This is a genomic window from Anaerosacchariphilus polymeriproducens (assembly GCF_003363435.1).
GTDB lineage: Bacteria > Bacillota > Clostridia > Lachnospirales > Lachnospiraceae > Anaerosacchariphilus > Anaerosacchariphilus polymeriproducens.
In genome coordinates this window covers 18,107-33,391 of the sequence record NZ_QRCT01000023.1, presented here as the reverse complement: position 1 = coordinate 33,391, position 15,285 = coordinate 18,107, and the positions used below count along the sequence as shown (strand labels likewise).

The window sequence follows — 15,285 nt, the reverse complement described above, 5'->3', positions numbered from 1 at the left end:
AGCACCAACACCGAAACTCCTGCGTTTTCAATGCTGATACTTTGTAATGCGCCTCCAGGGGCTCGAACCCTGCACACCCTGATTAAGAGTCAGGTGCTCTACCAAATGAGCTAGAAGCGCTTATTTAAAACCTGTAACGGATAAAATTATATAACACTTTTTTTAAAAATGCAAGCATTTTTCTACGAATTTTTCATTTTTATTTTATATTTTTTTATTTGTCAACGGATCATACTTAAATAATTAGGTCAAAAAAGAAATTGACCTAATTATCAAAATAATTTTTTAATTTCATCTATTGACTTTTTCGTCTTAACCAATCGTTTATTAAAATTTTTTTTGTCATAAGCAAAGATTGAAATTTTACGTAGAATCTTTTTCTTCTCTAAATTCATAAATTTATCCTTGTTTCTTTTTAATATAATATGATAAAAAATTAAAATAGTCCCTTTATCGATAAGCAATTAATTTATGAATGGGATTACCTTCAGAAGAAAATTTTTCTTCATATTCTGTCATAATATTTCCAAAATTCAATATTTCATCATTGTGTAAATCAAACGTATAAGCTTCTAATTTCCAACTTGATTGTTTTATCTCTTCTAACGAAAACTCAAATAAATTTCTATTATCCGTCTTAAACTCAATTTTACCACCTTTGTGCAAAACTTTATCATAGCGATCTAAAAATTCCTTTGATGTCAGTCTTCTTTTAGCATGTCTATCTTTTGGCCATGGATCAGAGAAATTTAGATAAATATTATTTATTTCCTCCATTCCAAATACATTCATAATCTCTTCTGCATCCATACAGATTAATTTTAGATTAGTAACCTCCAATTCATTCAACTTTTGAACTGCTCTTAACATAACACTTGTATATTTTTCTATCCCTATATAGTTTATTTTTGGATTCAATTCAGCCATTTTCATTAAAAATTGACCTTTACCCATCCCTATTTCAATAAAAATTGGATTCTGATTATCAAAAACTTCTTTCCAATTTCCTTTATATTGCTCAGGGTTTTGAATAACATCTTGACAATTATTTATAACTTCTTCTGCTCCAGGGATGTTTCTTAATCTCATAAAACTTCTCCTTTTCAATAAATTCCCTATTTATTTTACAACAATCATTAAAAAATGAAAAGCTTTTCTATTTCTTTATTTAAATAAATAAATGTATTGATAAATTATTACAAATAATATACTATAAATAAAGGAAACTTTACCAAAACATTAAAAGGAGATTTCGATGAAACGTATATATAGTATTACAGCTATTTTTATTTCGCTATTTTTATGCTTAAACTTAACAATAAATTGTTATGCCAGCGAAAAAAAAATTGATAACTGGCCATCAGGTCCTAATGTTAGCTCAGACTCTGCAATTATAATGGAAGCTTCTACAGGCGCTATACTTTATGAAAAAAATATTGATAAACAGCAATATCCTGCAAGTATAACCAAGATAATGACTACTCTTTTAGCTATAGAAAAGTGCTCTATGGATGAAACTGTTACTTTTTCTAAAGAAGCAGTATTTGGGATAGAACGAAATAGCAGTCATATAGCACGTGATGTAGGAGAACAGCTTACAATGGAACAATGTTTATATGCCATAATGTTAGAGTCTGCAAACGAAGTATCAGCTGCAGTAGCTGAGCATATTGGTGGTTCCAATGAAGGTTTTGCAAAAATAATGAATGCTAAAGCAAAAGAACTTGGATGTAAAAATACTCATTTTAATAATCCACATGGCCTACCAGATGAAAATCATTATACTTCTGCTTATGATATGGCATTAATTGCGAAAGCTGCTATAAGTAATAATACATTTAAAACAATTATAGGTACAAAAAGATATACATTACCACAAACAAACAAGAATGATGAATGTTATTACCTTAATAATCACCATAAAATGTTACAAGAAGCACTTCATTATGATGGTTGTGAAGGAGGTAAAACCGGTTACACTACTGTTGCCGGAGCCACTTTAGTTACTTTTGCTAAACGCGGAGATTTAGAACTTATCTGTGTAGTAATGAAAACGTCAGGTACCCAACACTACGAGGATACAAAAGCATTATTTGATTATGCATTTGAAAATTTTGAAAAATATAATATTGCAGAAAATGAAACAAATTTTACAAATAACCCACAGAATACAACTTCCAATAGTAATAGTATTTTTGGTGACTATGAAACTTTCATCTCTTTAAATGAAAATGATTGCGTAGTACTTCCTAAATCATCTAAATTTGCAGATGCAATACCGTCATTAAACTATAACAATAAAGATGCTGATGTGTTAGCTACGTTATCCTATCATTATAATAAACATTTTGTAGGAAGTACCACTGTCAAACTTGTGGAAAAGTCAAAGAAAGACAATTTTAACTTCGATTCAGATAGTAATCTTAAAAGCAATAAAACAAAAAGCAGCTCGTTAAAAATAAATATATTTAAAATATTAAAATTAGTATTTTTCTTTATTATTATTATACTTATCCTACTAATTATCATATATATCTGTAATTTACCAAAGCTAAGAAGAAGGCGTCGTAGAAAATATAATAAAAGAAGAAGACATAGATAAAAAGTAGCCTTGAAGGCTACTTTTTATCTTCCAACACTTGCAAACAATGCTGCTATTTCATCTGCACTTAACTGCTTATTTGGATCTCCACTTACTTCTATTATTGGTGTTTCCTTTATTTCTTCTTCCTTTTGTTCTTCGATTGAACTTTCTTTTGAATCTTCTTCTGATTCTTTATCAATATTTACACTAGCAAACATTGCTGCTATTTCATCTGCATTTAACATTTTATTAGGATCTGCATTTACATCTTTTGTAGTTTCCTCTATTTCGTTAACTTTAATTTCTTCATTATCATTTTCTTTTGGTTCTTCTAAATTATGAATTTTAATTTCTTCATTATCATTTTTTTTTGATTCTTCTAAATTATGAATTTCAATTTCTTCAGTTTCAATCTCTTTTGGTTCTTCTATTAATAGTTCTTCACCTAAATCAAAATTATTATCTTTAGAAACAAGTGATTCTTTTAATTCATCATCATTATATAAATTATGCTTAGACTCAACAGTACTTTTTGAGGGGACTGTTAAATTTAACTCGCCTAAAGCCTGACCTAAACCATCTATATAACCAATAATCTCTTTCTCTTGTTCCATTAACGTATCTGTCTGACTTATCATTTGCTGCTGTTTAATACTAAAATCTTTATTAAATAAAGATAATTGTGATGCGAAATCTTTATTATTTTCGTTTAATAATAATTCAATTTTAGTTACTATTGAATCTTTAACATTATTTATTACAGTTTCATAATCTTTATCATTGGTTATAAAACTATCCAATTTAGAACTAATATCTTTCATACTGTTCTGAATCTCATTTTGTAGTGTTTTTGTATTCTCTATATTTTTTGCTAATATAATTTTAGTTAATCTTTTTTGTATTTCTAAAAACTCAGTATTAGGTAATCCAACTCTTTTATCGATTTGATCAAGTTTTTCATTAAATTTTTCAAAATTTCTTCTAATTAGTAAAAATGAAGCTTTTTCTGACTTAAAAAGATCTTCATATTGCTTTATATGTTCCCTTTCTATTATTTCTTTTTCATTTAATATAGTACTTACTAAAATATACATTAAAATAACAATTATAAAAGATATTATTATAATTGGTTCATAATGTTGATTATAGTTAATAATATAGAATAATTCATAAAACATTGTTAAAATTAAAGCTATACTAGAAAATATTATTTTAATTTTTGCACTACTATTCGACCTTAATCTATATTGTTCTTTTTCATCTGTCTTTTTTTTATTTTTTTTCATAATAATCCCCCAATAATATAAAATAAGTGCTTACATAATAATATTTTATCATAAACATAAAATTGGGTAAATAGAAAAGCAAGATTTTTTAATTAAAATCTTGCTTTTTTTGCACTAATTAAAAATTATTATTCACTTAAAGTAAAAATCTGACAATTTACCAATTCAACAATGCTCCTAGTAGGAATCGAACCTACAATTTGCCCTTAGGAGGGGCATGTTATATCCATTTAACTATAGAAGCAACTCATATATTTTAACATATATATTATACTAAAATCAACGCTTGATTTTTTTTTTTATCGACTATTTTTCATAAATTATTAAAATTAATTTTTCCTTGTAACCAAATATTACCTTTAAATCTTCTTCCAATAGATGGTTCACCGAGTAAATCTTTTTTATTTATACATACATCAAACACCAATTCATTACATTCAATTGTCATCAAACAAACTTCTTCTTTTGTAAAATGATTAATAACAAATGAGAAATCCATAATTTCACCGAGTACGGAGTATTGATCGCTTTCTACTCCATATGGCATAAAATATGTATCTACAAGTGTCAAAATATCTTCATTCATTATTCTTTTTGAAATCATAGTATACGTATCAATATCTTCTAATGTTAAGTTTTCTATTGCTTCTTCGTCGCCATCGCGAGCCGCTGCAATTAACTTATTACGATAAGTAGTTATTTTCTTTTTATCCTTAATTTGCTTTTCATTCTTATTTACTGGTAGTATTATTTTACCTGAAAGAGATAAACCTGATAACGTAACTGATAACCTTTTATTTTGAACTGAAGACAATCTTAATTCTTTTAAATAATCTGCAACATTCTGTAAATAGAAAATTAAACTTACTCCAACTTTTACATCATCACAAATTCCTGCATATGACTCCTTTTCAGCATGTTTTTCAATATCTACATCTTCGTAAGTTGTAATACCTGTTCCTTCAAAATAAGGAAAATAATACTCTGTCATAAACTCATTATTTTCGTTAAATTCACCACGAATTGCAACTCCCATTAATTCTGAGAATTCTTTACTTACTTCAAAAAATGTGTGTTCATCACTAATTTCTACCATCTTTTTCTGAGTTGAATCACTTAGTACTAGTTTTATAATTTCTTCCATATCTTTTGTTTTCTTTATATTGCTAAATCCAATCGCTCTTAAATAGCTATGCATGAAGAACACCTCTTTTCTCTATAGTTTATTCTTATTACCTGTGAATATTAATAAATCACAGGTATCGAATAAATATACCCTATTTAATTTCAGTAATTCCACCCATATATGGAACTAACACATCAGGTATTTTAATTGTACCATCTTCTTGTTGATAATTCTCTAAAATCGCAGCTGTTGTACGTCCTACTGCTACACCACTTCCATTTAATGTATGAACGAATTTTGCTTTATCTTTTATATTATCTTTATATTTAATATTTGCTCTTCTTGCTTGAAATTCCTCAAAATTAGAACAACTTGAGATTTCTACATATCGGTTATAACTTGGCATCCATACTTCTATATCGTACTTCATAGCAGCAGTAAATCCTAAATCACCTACACATATTTTCACTACGCGATAAGGTAATTTTAACAACTGTAATACTTCTTCAGCATCTTTTGTAAGTTTTTCTAATTCTTCATAGGAATCTTCCGGTTTTGTAAATTTAACTAACTCAACTTTATTAAATTGATGTTGACGAATTAATCCTCTTTGATCTCTTCCTGCAGAACCTGCTTCTGCTCTAAAACACGCAGTATAGGCACAGTGTTTAATTGGTAATTGCGCTCCATCTAATATTTGTTCCCTGTACATATTAGTAACAGGTACCTCTGCTGTTGGAACGAGAAAATATTCTTTCCCATCTCCTAAAACTTTATAAGCATCCTCTTCGAATTTAGGTAATTGTCCTGTTCCTGTCATACTTTCTCTACTAACCATAAATGGTGGAAATACTTCTATATATTGATGCTTGTCTGTATGAATATCTAAAAAGAAGTTAGTAATAGCTCTTTCTAACCTAGCACCATAGCTTCGGTAAACAGTAAATCTTGAACCAGAGATTTTAGCAGCTGTTTCAGGATCTAATATACCCAGATCATTTCCTAAATCCCAATGTGGTTTTGGTTCAAAACTAAATTTAGTTGGTTCACCAAACTTTCTTATTTCCACATTATCTTCATCCGTATTACCTTTTGGTACTGTTTCATTGGGAATATTTGGAATTGTTAATAAATAATCATTTAACTCTTTTTCAACTTCATTAACTTTTCCACTTAATACTTTTACTTTTTCAGATAATACTTTCATTTCTTCCAGTATTCCAGATACATCTTTTCCTTCTTTCTTCATTAATGGAATTTTTTTAGAAACTGTGTTTTGCTCCGCCTTCAATAACTCCACTTCTGCTAACAATTCTCTTCTTTTTTCATCTAGTGATTTGAATTTATTCAAATCAAAATCCTCATTTCTTGTAGCAAGTGCTTTTTGAACTTTATCAAACTCATTTCTAAGTAATTTTATATCCAACATTTTTTATTCCTCCAAGCATTTATGCATAAGTACGTTTTTTTCTTATTTTTCATTATATAATAGTATTTTCCATTTTGCAAATACTCATTAATTTATTATTAAAATAGTTCCTTAATTAAAATTATAATATTATTGTCATATTCTTTACCTGATACACTATCTAACAAAGTCATTGTTTCCTCCTTAGATTTTCTTATACATCCCATACCGGAAATATTGCTTTCAAATGCATCACAAACAGATAATATTCTTTGACTAATATCTAAATCTTTATATTTTAAAGGAAAACCCGAACCGTCAAGTTTTTCATGATGAAACAATATTAGATTTCTGACTTCAGATTCAATTTCTTCTATCTCCTCTAAAGCTATATATCCATATATTGTATGCTTTTTATATTCAAATATATCATTAGGTGATAAGTTATCAATTATACAATTTTTGTAATTAACTGTAGTATATCTAAGGCCTATATCGTGTAGTAAACTTCCTATAGCAATATTATATATTTCTCTTTCATTTAAATCTAATTTTATTGCTATACTAACTGCAATAGCACAAACTTGAATTGTATGTTCATACAAATCAGCATTATGCTCTATTATAGTATATTTTAGTTTTTCATTTTTTATTTTATATCTTAAATAATCAATAATTTTATTAGCTACATATACTAATCTATCTAAATTCAAAGAATTCTTATACATATGCTCTTCAAGAGTATTTCTTATTTTTTCTTTCATACTTTCTTTCGTAATGATATCCAATAAATAATTCTCAACTACATCATTATCAGTACTTTCTATGTATACTTTTTCAACCCCTAATTCTTCAATACTTTTTATATATTCAATATTTAAAATCGTATTTTTAGGAATTAAGACAGTATTACCTAGAATTATATCTTCCGCTACGATTTCTCCGCCTATTAGTGATGATACTTTAACAGTTTTCATGAATCACCTCAAAACCTTTAGGTTTACATAACTTTATTCACTATAATTTTGTGGATTAATAGCTTTATCTAAAGCTACTTTTTCTTCTTCTGCCAATACAATATATGATTTACCTTCTACTATTTCTTTTATATAAGTATAACACCCACTTCTGCTATGAACTGCATTAATTAAAAAACCATTATGCTTTTTATCTAATAACGCAAGTGCAAAGCTAAGTTTTCCTCCCATTTCATTAAATGCATCATACTTCACTATTCCTAATTTTTGATAGCTGATTTCTAAATTTTCTTTAATTAATTTTATTTCTTTTCTATTTTTTTTATCAGATAAAACTAATTTTTCAATTTGTTCTAACTTTTTAATAATTATGTCTTCTAGGGATTTTGCATCTTTACCTTTCATAAACGAATTATACTTTTTATTTAATTTTCTTAATTTTACCATAGAAATTACTATTAAAAGAAACATTAGCATTACTGCTATTATAAGTCCTACTATAAAATATCCTGGATCTATTCCTATTGTATTTAATAATTCACTATTCATTTTCCTACCATCCTCATATAAAATTTAAACTAACTGTGTTGTTTTAATTAGATCAACTATTCTTTCCAAATCTTCATTAGAATAGTATTCTATCTCGATTTTCCCTTGTCCATTACTTTTTTGATTTATTGATACTTTCGTACCAACAATTGACTTAAGGCTATCTTCAAGGTTTTTATATATAAAATCGTACTTTTCTTCTTTTTCTCTTTTTTCTTCAATTTTAGGTTTCTGCATTTTTTTAACTAACTTTTCTGTCTCTCTAACACTAAGTTTTTCATCAAATATTTTAGTTGCAGTAGTATATTGAAGTTCATTATCTTGTAACGCTAACAAAGCTCTGGCGTGGCCTGTACTAATCATATCATCTATTACCATCTTTTGAACTCTATCATCTAACTTAAGTAACCTCATCGAATTTGTTACAGCAGTTCTACTCTTCGAAACTCTTTCTGCTACTTCATCCTGTTTTAACTCAAACTCAGTTAAAAGTCTTTTATAAGCTAAAGCTTCTTCGATAGGATTTAAATCTTCACGTTGTATATTTTCTATCAGAGATATTTCTACTATTTCTTGATCAGTATAATCCTTAATAATTACTGGTATTTCTTTTAAACCTGCTAATTTAGAAGCTCTCCATCTCCTTTCTCCTGCAATTATTTCATAATATCCATCTCTCTTTTGTACAAGTAAAGGTTGTAATACCCCAAATTGCTTTATTGACTCCGAAAGTTCTAATAAAGAATCTTCATCAAAATTTTTTCTGGGCTGTTCTCTATTTGGTTCTACTTTATTAATACTAACAAGAATTTCATTTTTCCTTTCACTATTCGAATCAGAATCTTCGCTTACTTTTACCTTAGGTGCACTATCTGGTATTAAAGAATCTAACCCTTTTCCTAAACCACTTCTTTTCGCCGCCATAAAATTACACCTCTTTCTTTTTTTCAATAACTTCTTTTGCTAGCATTCTATAACTTTCTGTCCCAGCAGATTTAGGATCATAAATATTTATTGGCAATCCATGACTTGGTGCCTCAGCTAATCTTATATTTCTAGGAATTATTGTTTTATACACTGTTTGTTCTAAGTTTTTCTTTACATTTTCTACTACTTGTAATGATAAGTTTGTACGTGCATCATACATTGTGAATACTACTCCTTCTATATTTAAAGATGGATTTAGTCTTTCTTTTACCAAATCAATTGTATGAATTAATTGACTTAGACCTTCTAATGCATAATATTCACATTGAATTGGAACTAATACTGTATTAGCTGTTGTCATTGCATTTACTGTTAACATATTTAATGATGGTGGGCAATCAATTAATATATAATCATAATCATCTTTAACCCAATCGACTTCATTTCTTAATATGTATTCTTTTTCATTTATACCCAATAATTCAATTTCTGCACCTGCTAAATTTACGTTAGAAGGCATAACATGCAAATTTTTAATATCTGTTTTGACAATACTTTCTTTTATTGTACATTCTTCAAGTAATAACTCATAAACTGTATTATCTAGACTATTTTTGTCTATTCCTAAACCACTAGTTGTATTTCCTTGAGGATCTACATCAATTACTAATACCTTTTTTCCGACTTCAGCTAAGCATGCGGATAAATTTATTGCAGTAGTAGTTTTACCTACCCCTCCTTTTTGATTAGCAATTGCTATTACTCTTCCCATATATATTTATCACCTTTCTATTCTTCTGTCTTTAAATATTATAACACTTTTTCACTATATAATCTACTAAAAAATGTTTCACGTGAAACATTTTTAGTGCTTTTTAAATTAACGTATATATCTAGTAAATAGAATTTTACATATATCTATATATAGTATATCCTCGTAAATAAATAATATGTTTCACGTGAAACATTCGTAATAATAAAAAGAGTTCTTGGTTCAACCAAGAACTTCTTCATATTACTTTATATAAATCATTTCTTATAGCAAATATAGCCGCTTGAGTTCTATCAGTCACTGATATTTTTTTAAATATACTAAAAATGTGATTTTTTATTGTTCTTTCACTCACATCTAACTTAATAGCAATTTGTTTATTTAATAATCCTTGTGCTAATAAAGTTAAAACCTCAATTTCTCTATCTGATAACAACTCAAGTTTAATCTTATCAATATCTCTCTGTACTAATTTTGAATTTAGTAATGGAGTTATTGAAGGTTCAAAATATTTACTACTATTATACACAGAATATATAGCTTTTTTAAGAATATTAGATCCTGAATCTTTTAAAACATAGCCATAAACTCCTAAATCCAAAGCTTTTATTAAATACTCTACTTCATTATGAATCGTTAAAAGTAACACTTTCACTTCAAATTTCTTTCTATTTAATTCTTTTAAAACTTCTAACCCATTCATACTAGGCATATTTATATCTAACAATAAAACATCAGGTATAAACTCTTTAAGCTTTTCTAAACACTCTATTCCATTGCTTACCTCAGTTACTACTTTTATATCTCCTTCTAACTCCAATAACTGCTTTATACCTTCTCGAACCATTTTATGATCATCTGCTATCATAACTTTAATTTTCATTAACTCTTCCCCCTACTGTTTTGGAATTTTTATAAAAATTGATGTGCCTTCTCCAAGTGATGATTCTATACTAATCTCGCCTGACAACAAAGATACTCTTTCTTTCATCATAACTAATCCAAAACTTTTATTACTATCACAATATGAAGTATTTCCAGTATTAAAATCAAAACCAGCTCCATCGTCATCAATTCTCATTTCAATACTATTAGCTAAATATTTAAGCAAAACATTAACGTTATTAGCATTTGCGTGTTTAACAATATTATTACACGCCTCTTGTATAATTCTAAATAATGTAATACTTACTACTGGAGAAACCTTTACTATATCACCTTCTACTTTATATTGAACATTTAAATCGGATATTTCTTTTACTCTATTTAATTCATGTCCTACTACTACATCAATTTCTAAATCATCAACTGATAGAGGATGTAAATTATAAATTACAGTTCTCATTTCATTTACAATATCCCGTACATTGCTTTCCATTTTTAACAATTCTAGTTTAGAACGTATTGGATCAATCTCTACTAATTTAGATGCTAATTCTATTTTATGTATGGTATGCGTTAAATTCTGAACTACTGTATCATGCAAATCCCTAGCAATACGTTTTCTTTCATCTTCTTGTACTTCTAATATTTTAATACGTTCCTCTTCTTTAGTTTTTATACTTTCAGATTTATGTTTTTCTTTTGTAAACTCAAAGAAACTACTTAATTCGTTCAATTTATTTTCATAAGACTTTATCTTTTCAACTTTCTTTTGTATTAAAAACTTATACCTTTTAATTTCACTTTTATAAAAATTAATTTTGTTTTCATTCTCATTAACAATTTTTCTTGGAGAAAATGCCTTATAATTTTCATCATTAACTATTTCTAATGATTTTAAATAATAAACTGATTCTTTTAATCGCAAATTTAAATCAGTTAATTCCTTAGTACTATTTTCTATTTCTAACATTAACTCTGCTTTATATTTTTCTAAAAAATCATAAACCATAAATACCCCACTATCAGAACACTTGTTCTATATTATACATAACTATATTTATATTTTATACTAATTTAATTAATAATGAAAGTAAAAAATACTTCACTATTTTACAGAAATTTATTTGTATCTTTTCATTAATTCGTCTATAATATAAAATAGAAACAAAAGGAGATGTTAAAGCTATGAAAAATAAATTTAAAACATTTTTTCTCTTATCTTCATTAACCACCCTTTCGATGTATGCTATAAATAAAATAATTACTAGTTTAGCAAATTCTAAAAATAATTTAACATTAAATGGAGGAAAATTTTTTGAATGGAGATTTGGAAATATTTATTATACGAAACAAGGAAAAGGTAAACCTATTTTATTAATACATGATTTATTCGTAGGTAGTTCCTCTTTTGAATGGGAAAAAATAATTAAATCATTATCTAAATCTAATACTGTTTACACTATAGATTTATTAGGTTGTGGACTTTCAGAAAAACCAAATATTACATATACGAATTACGTTTATGTACAACTAATAAATGATTTTATTAAAAATATTATAAATCAAAAGACAGATATTATTGTTACTGGTGAATCATCATCTTTTGTCATTATGGGTTGTCATTTAGATAAAGATTTATATAATAAAATTATGATCATAAACCCATCAAACATTGGACAACTTAAAACTGTTCCTACAAAAAAAACAAAAGCACTTAAATTACTAATTGATATCCCAATCATAGGAACTTTAATATACAATATGATATTCTCTAAAAAAAATATGAGAGACTTATTTATTTACGAATACTATTTTAAAAATCATTTAGTATCAAATAAATATGTAAATGCATATTATTCTGGTGCACATATTGGAAATGGAAAGGCAAAATATCTGTTCAGCAGTATGAAAGGGAAATATACAAATGCTAATATTATTCATGCTTTAAAAGCTATTAATCATAGTATTTTTATCATATCCAGTTTAAATAGTAATCACTCTACTTCTATTGTAGAAGAATATATTCACTATAATCCGGCAATTGAATATGCCTATATTAATCAAGCAAAATATCTTCCACAATTAGAAGTACCAAATATAATTTTAGAGTATATTAAAATGTTTTTTAACTAATTGGATCCTTGGTTGGCATACCTGCCTTCCGAGGATATTTTTTTGGTGTTATTTTGCACTTATCAATAATAATAAACGAACGATTTATGTCGGTATTTGGTAATGAAAATTTAACTTGAGAATTAAATTTACCCCCTAATATAAAAATAGCATTTTTTGATTCATTTACTTCGTTATCCACATCAACTGACTTATAAGAAATAAATTTTCCACCAACTTTTACATAAGGTAAACAATACTCAGTTAAAGATGACAAATTTGCTACTGCTCTTGACACACATAAATCAAATGATTCTCTAAAATCATAGTTATTAGCAAAATCTTCTGCTCTTCCATGTATAGCTTTAATAGAACTTATATTTAAACATTGTATGACATGGTCTAAGAATTTAATCCTTTTATTTAAAGAATCGATTAATACTACATTTAAATGAGGAAACGCAATTTTTAAAGGTAATCCAGGAAATCCTGCACCAGTACCTATATCTAGTAAACTATCTATTTTATTTAAATCAATAGCATTGACTAATGCAAGACTATCTAAAAAATGTTTTTGTATTACATCTTCGAACTCTGTTATTGCAGTTAAATTCATAACATTATTCCATTCAATTAATAAATTGTAATAATCTATAAATTGATTAACTTTTGATTCATCTAATTTAATATTTAACTGTTCTAATCCCTCTTTAAAATATTTTTTATAATGCTCCATTTAAACTCCTTCTATTTACCTTTAACTGCTCCATATAAACTAATAACACTGAAATATCAGCTGGAGATACTCCAGATATTCTAGATGCTTGTCCTATTGATACCGGTTTAAATAAATTTAGCTTTTGTTGCGCTTCTATTCTTAACCCTCTAATTTCATCATAACAAATATTTTCAGGAATTAATTTTTTTTCTAACTTTTTAAATTGATCAACCTGTTTCATTTGTCTTTTTATATAGCCATCATATTTAATATTTATATTTACTTGTTCTATAACATCTAAAGGTAACTCTTTTCTATTTTTGTCTATACTCTTTATAGTTTCATAATTTAATTCCGGTCTTCTAATTAACTCAGCTAAACTTGTACCGGTCTTTAATGTTGTGCTACTATTTTTTTCTAATAATTCTTGTACTTCCTTGTTTGCACCGATAGATTCTTTTTCTAAGCGGCTTATTTCCGCTTTAATCATCTCTTCCTTAAGACATAACCTCTTATATCTTTCTTTTGATATTAATCCGACCTTATAACCTAACTTTGTTAATCTCAAATCAGCATTATCTTGTCTTAATAATAATCTATATTCCGCTCTGGATGTCATCATTCGATACGGTTCTCTATTTTCTTTTGTAACCAAATCATCTATTAGTACGCCAATATAAGATTCTGAACGATCTAATATCAAATACTCTCTGTCTAAAATTTTCATAGCTGCATTAATCCCTGCAACCAATCCTTGAGCAGCAGCTTCTTCATAACCTGAACTTCCATTAAATTGTCCTGCACTAAATAGACCACTTATATTTTTAAATTCAAGTGTTGGGTTCAATTGTCTGGGATTGATACAATCATATTCTATAGCATAAGCATTTCTTACTATATTAGCATTCTCTAATCCAGGTACTGATCTATACATTGCATACTGAACATCTTCCGGTAAAGAACTTGACATTCCTCCAACATACATTTCATTTGTATATTTTCCTTCTGGCTCAATAAATACCTGATGTCTATCTTTATCAGAAAACTTAACTACTTTATCTTCAATAGATGGGCAATACCTTGGTCCAGTTCCTTCTATCATTCCTGAATATAGTGGAGAGCGATCTAAATTTTTTTTAATTACTTCATGCGTTTTTTCATTTGTATATGTAAGCCAACAGGATTCTTGTTTTATTTGAACACTATTTATATCTGTCTCAAATGAAAAAGGTACTACTCTATCATCACCAAACTGCTCTTGCATTTTTGAAAAATCAATCGATCTTCTGTCTATTCTGGCAGGTGTTCCTGTTTTAAAGCGGAATATTTCTACACCCAGTGACTTTAAACTTTCTGACAAGTAATTGGCTGCTTGTAAACCATTGGGTCCAGTATGATTTACAACATCACCATATAAACATCTTGCCTTTAAATACGTACCTGTACAAAGTATAACTGCTTGACAATTATATTGAGCACCAGAAAAAGTTTTTACACCTTTTATTATATTATTCTCGCAAATTAACTCAGTAACCTCTGCTTGTCTTATAGTTAAATGGTCTGTATTCTCTAATACTTCACGCATTTTGTAAGTATATTCCGCTTTATCTGCTTGCGCACGTAGTGAATGTACCGCTGGCCCTTTTGATTTATTTAACATTTTAGATTGAATAAATGTTTTATCAATATTTTTACCCATCTCACCGCCTAAAGCATCTATTTCTCTTACTAAATGTCCTTTTGATGTACCTCCTATATTAGGATTACAAGGCATTAACGCAATACTTTCAATATTAACTGTGAATAGAATCGTTTCTAATCCTAATCTTGCAGATGCCAGTGCAGCTTCACAACCTGCATGCCCTGCACCAACAATACATATATCATAATTTTCCATAATTGTAGACATTTTAATAATTCCTCTTTTCTAAATTCAAAATT

The 15,285-nt window shown here is 27.5% G+C and carries 14 protein-coding genes and 2 tRNA genes; 2 read left to right on the top strand and 14 right to left on the bottom strand.

Annotated elements, in window-relative coordinates; genetic code table 11:
* Positions 1-47: 47 nt before the first annotated feature.
* Positions 48-120: transfer RNA gene (locus DWV06_RS09005), tRNA-Lys, on the bottom strand.
* 330 nt (positions 121-450) lie between these two features.
* Positions 451-1,089: a tRNA (guanosine(46)-N7)-methyltransferase TrmB gene (gene trmB / locus DWV06_RS08995; RefSeq protein ID WP_115481853.1), complete on the bottom strand. Its 639-nt coding sequence runs from the start codon at positions 1,087-1,089 to the stop codon at positions 451-453.
* A gap of 166 nt (positions 1,090-1,255) precedes the next feature.
* Here trmB and DWV06_RS08990 point away from each other — a divergent pair, with 166 nt between their 5' ends.
* Positions 1,256-2,602, top strand: a complete 1,347-nt coding sequence (locus tag DWV06_RS08990; RefSeq protein ID WP_115481852.1) for a D-alanyl-D-alanine carboxypeptidase family protein — start codon at positions 1,256-1,258, stop codon at positions 2,600-2,602.
* 23 nt (positions 2,603-2,625) lie between these two features.
* Here DWV06_RS08990 and DWV06_RS08985 read toward each other — a convergent pair whose 3' ends face one another.
* From DWV06_RS08985 to DWV06_RS08940, 10 genes are all read right to left on the bottom strand, one after another.
* Positions 2,626-3,870: a hypothetical protein gene (locus DWV06_RS08985; RefSeq protein ID WP_115481851.1), complete on the bottom strand. Its 1,245-nt coding sequence runs from the start codon at positions 3,868-3,870 to the stop codon at positions 2,626-2,628.
* A 172-nt stretch (positions 3,871-4,042) separates the two neighbouring features.
* A tRNA-Arg gene (locus tag DWV06_RS08980) sits at positions 4,043-4,114 on the bottom strand.
* A gap of 69 nt (positions 4,115-4,183) precedes the next feature.
* Positions 4,184-5,068, bottom strand: coding sequence for a DUF3881 family protein (locus DWV06_RS08975; RefSeq protein ID WP_115481850.1), 885 nt, complete (start codon positions 5,066-5,068; stop codon positions 4,184-4,186).
* Between the two features lie 79 nt (positions 5,069-5,147).
* The gene (gene serS / locus DWV06_RS08970; RefSeq protein WP_115481849.1) at positions 5,148-6,425 is read right to left on the bottom strand and encodes a serine--tRNA ligase; all 1,278 of its coding nucleotides are present in this window, start codon (positions 6,423-6,425) and stop codon (positions 5,148-5,150) included.
* 98 nt (positions 6,426-6,523) lie between these two features.
* Positions 6,524-7,381 (bottom strand): HD-GYP domain-containing protein, encoded by an 858-nt coding sequence (locus DWV06_RS08965; RefSeq protein ID WP_115481848.1) that lies wholly within the window; start codon positions 7,379-7,381, stop codon positions 6,524-6,526.
* Positions 7,382-7,414: 33 nt separating this feature from the next.
* A complete protein-coding gene (locus tag DWV06_RS08960; protein WP_115481847.1) occupies positions 7,415-7,930 on the bottom strand; it encodes a DUF4446 family protein in 516 nt (171 codons plus the stop codon).
* 24 nt (positions 7,931-7,954) lie between these two features.
* Entirely contained in the window at positions 7,955-8,854 is a 900-nt protein-coding gene (locus tag DWV06_RS08955) for a ParB/RepB/Spo0J family partition protein (RefSeq protein ID WP_115481846.1), read from the bottom strand.
* A 4-nt stretch (positions 8,855-8,858) separates the two neighbouring features.
* Complete coding sequence (locus DWV06_RS08950) at positions 8,859-9,629, bottom strand: ParA family protein (RefSeq protein ID WP_115481845.1); 771 nt, start codon at positions 9,627-9,629, stop codon at positions 8,859-8,861.
* A gap of 238 nt (positions 9,630-9,867) precedes the next feature.
* Positions 9,868-10,512: a response regulator gene (locus DWV06_RS08945; protein WP_115481844.1), complete on the bottom strand. Its 645-nt coding sequence runs from the start codon at positions 10,510-10,512 to the stop codon at positions 9,868-9,870.
* A gap of 12 nt (positions 10,513-10,524) precedes the next feature.
* Positions 10,525-11,523, bottom strand: coding sequence for a sensor histidine kinase (locus DWV06_RS08940; RefSeq protein ID WP_115481843.1), 999 nt, complete (start codon positions 11,521-11,523; stop codon positions 10,525-10,527).
* Between the two features lie 176 nt (positions 11,524-11,699).
* On the opposite strand from DWV06_RS08940, the gene DWV06_RS08935 reads away from it, so the two are divergent.
* Positions 11,700-12,647: an alpha/beta hydrolase gene (locus DWV06_RS08935; protein WP_115481842.1), complete on the top strand. Its 948-nt coding sequence runs from the start codon at positions 11,700-11,702 to the stop codon at positions 12,645-12,647.
* Here the strand turns inward: DWV06_RS08935 and rsmG are convergent.
* Positions 12,640-13,362, bottom strand: coding sequence for a 16S rRNA (guanine(527)-N(7))-methyltransferase RsmG (rsmG, locus tag DWV06_RS08930; protein ID WP_115481841.1), 723 nt, complete (start codon positions 13,360-13,362; stop codon positions 12,640-12,642). The two genes, DWV06_RS08935 and rsmG, sit on opposite strands and share 8 nt — an antisense overlap.
* Positions 13,349-15,253 carry a tRNA uridine-5-carboxymethylaminomethyl(34) synthesis enzyme MnmG gene (mnmG, locus tag DWV06_RS08925; protein ID WP_115481840.1) on the bottom strand — a complete coding sequence of 635 codons (1,905 nt, stop codon included), beginning with the start codon at positions 15,251-15,253 and terminating at the stop codon, positions 13,349-13,351. The genes rsmG and mnmG overlap by 14 nt, the downstream gene beginning before the upstream one ends.
* Between the last annotated feature and the right edge of the window lie 32 nt (positions 15,254-15,285).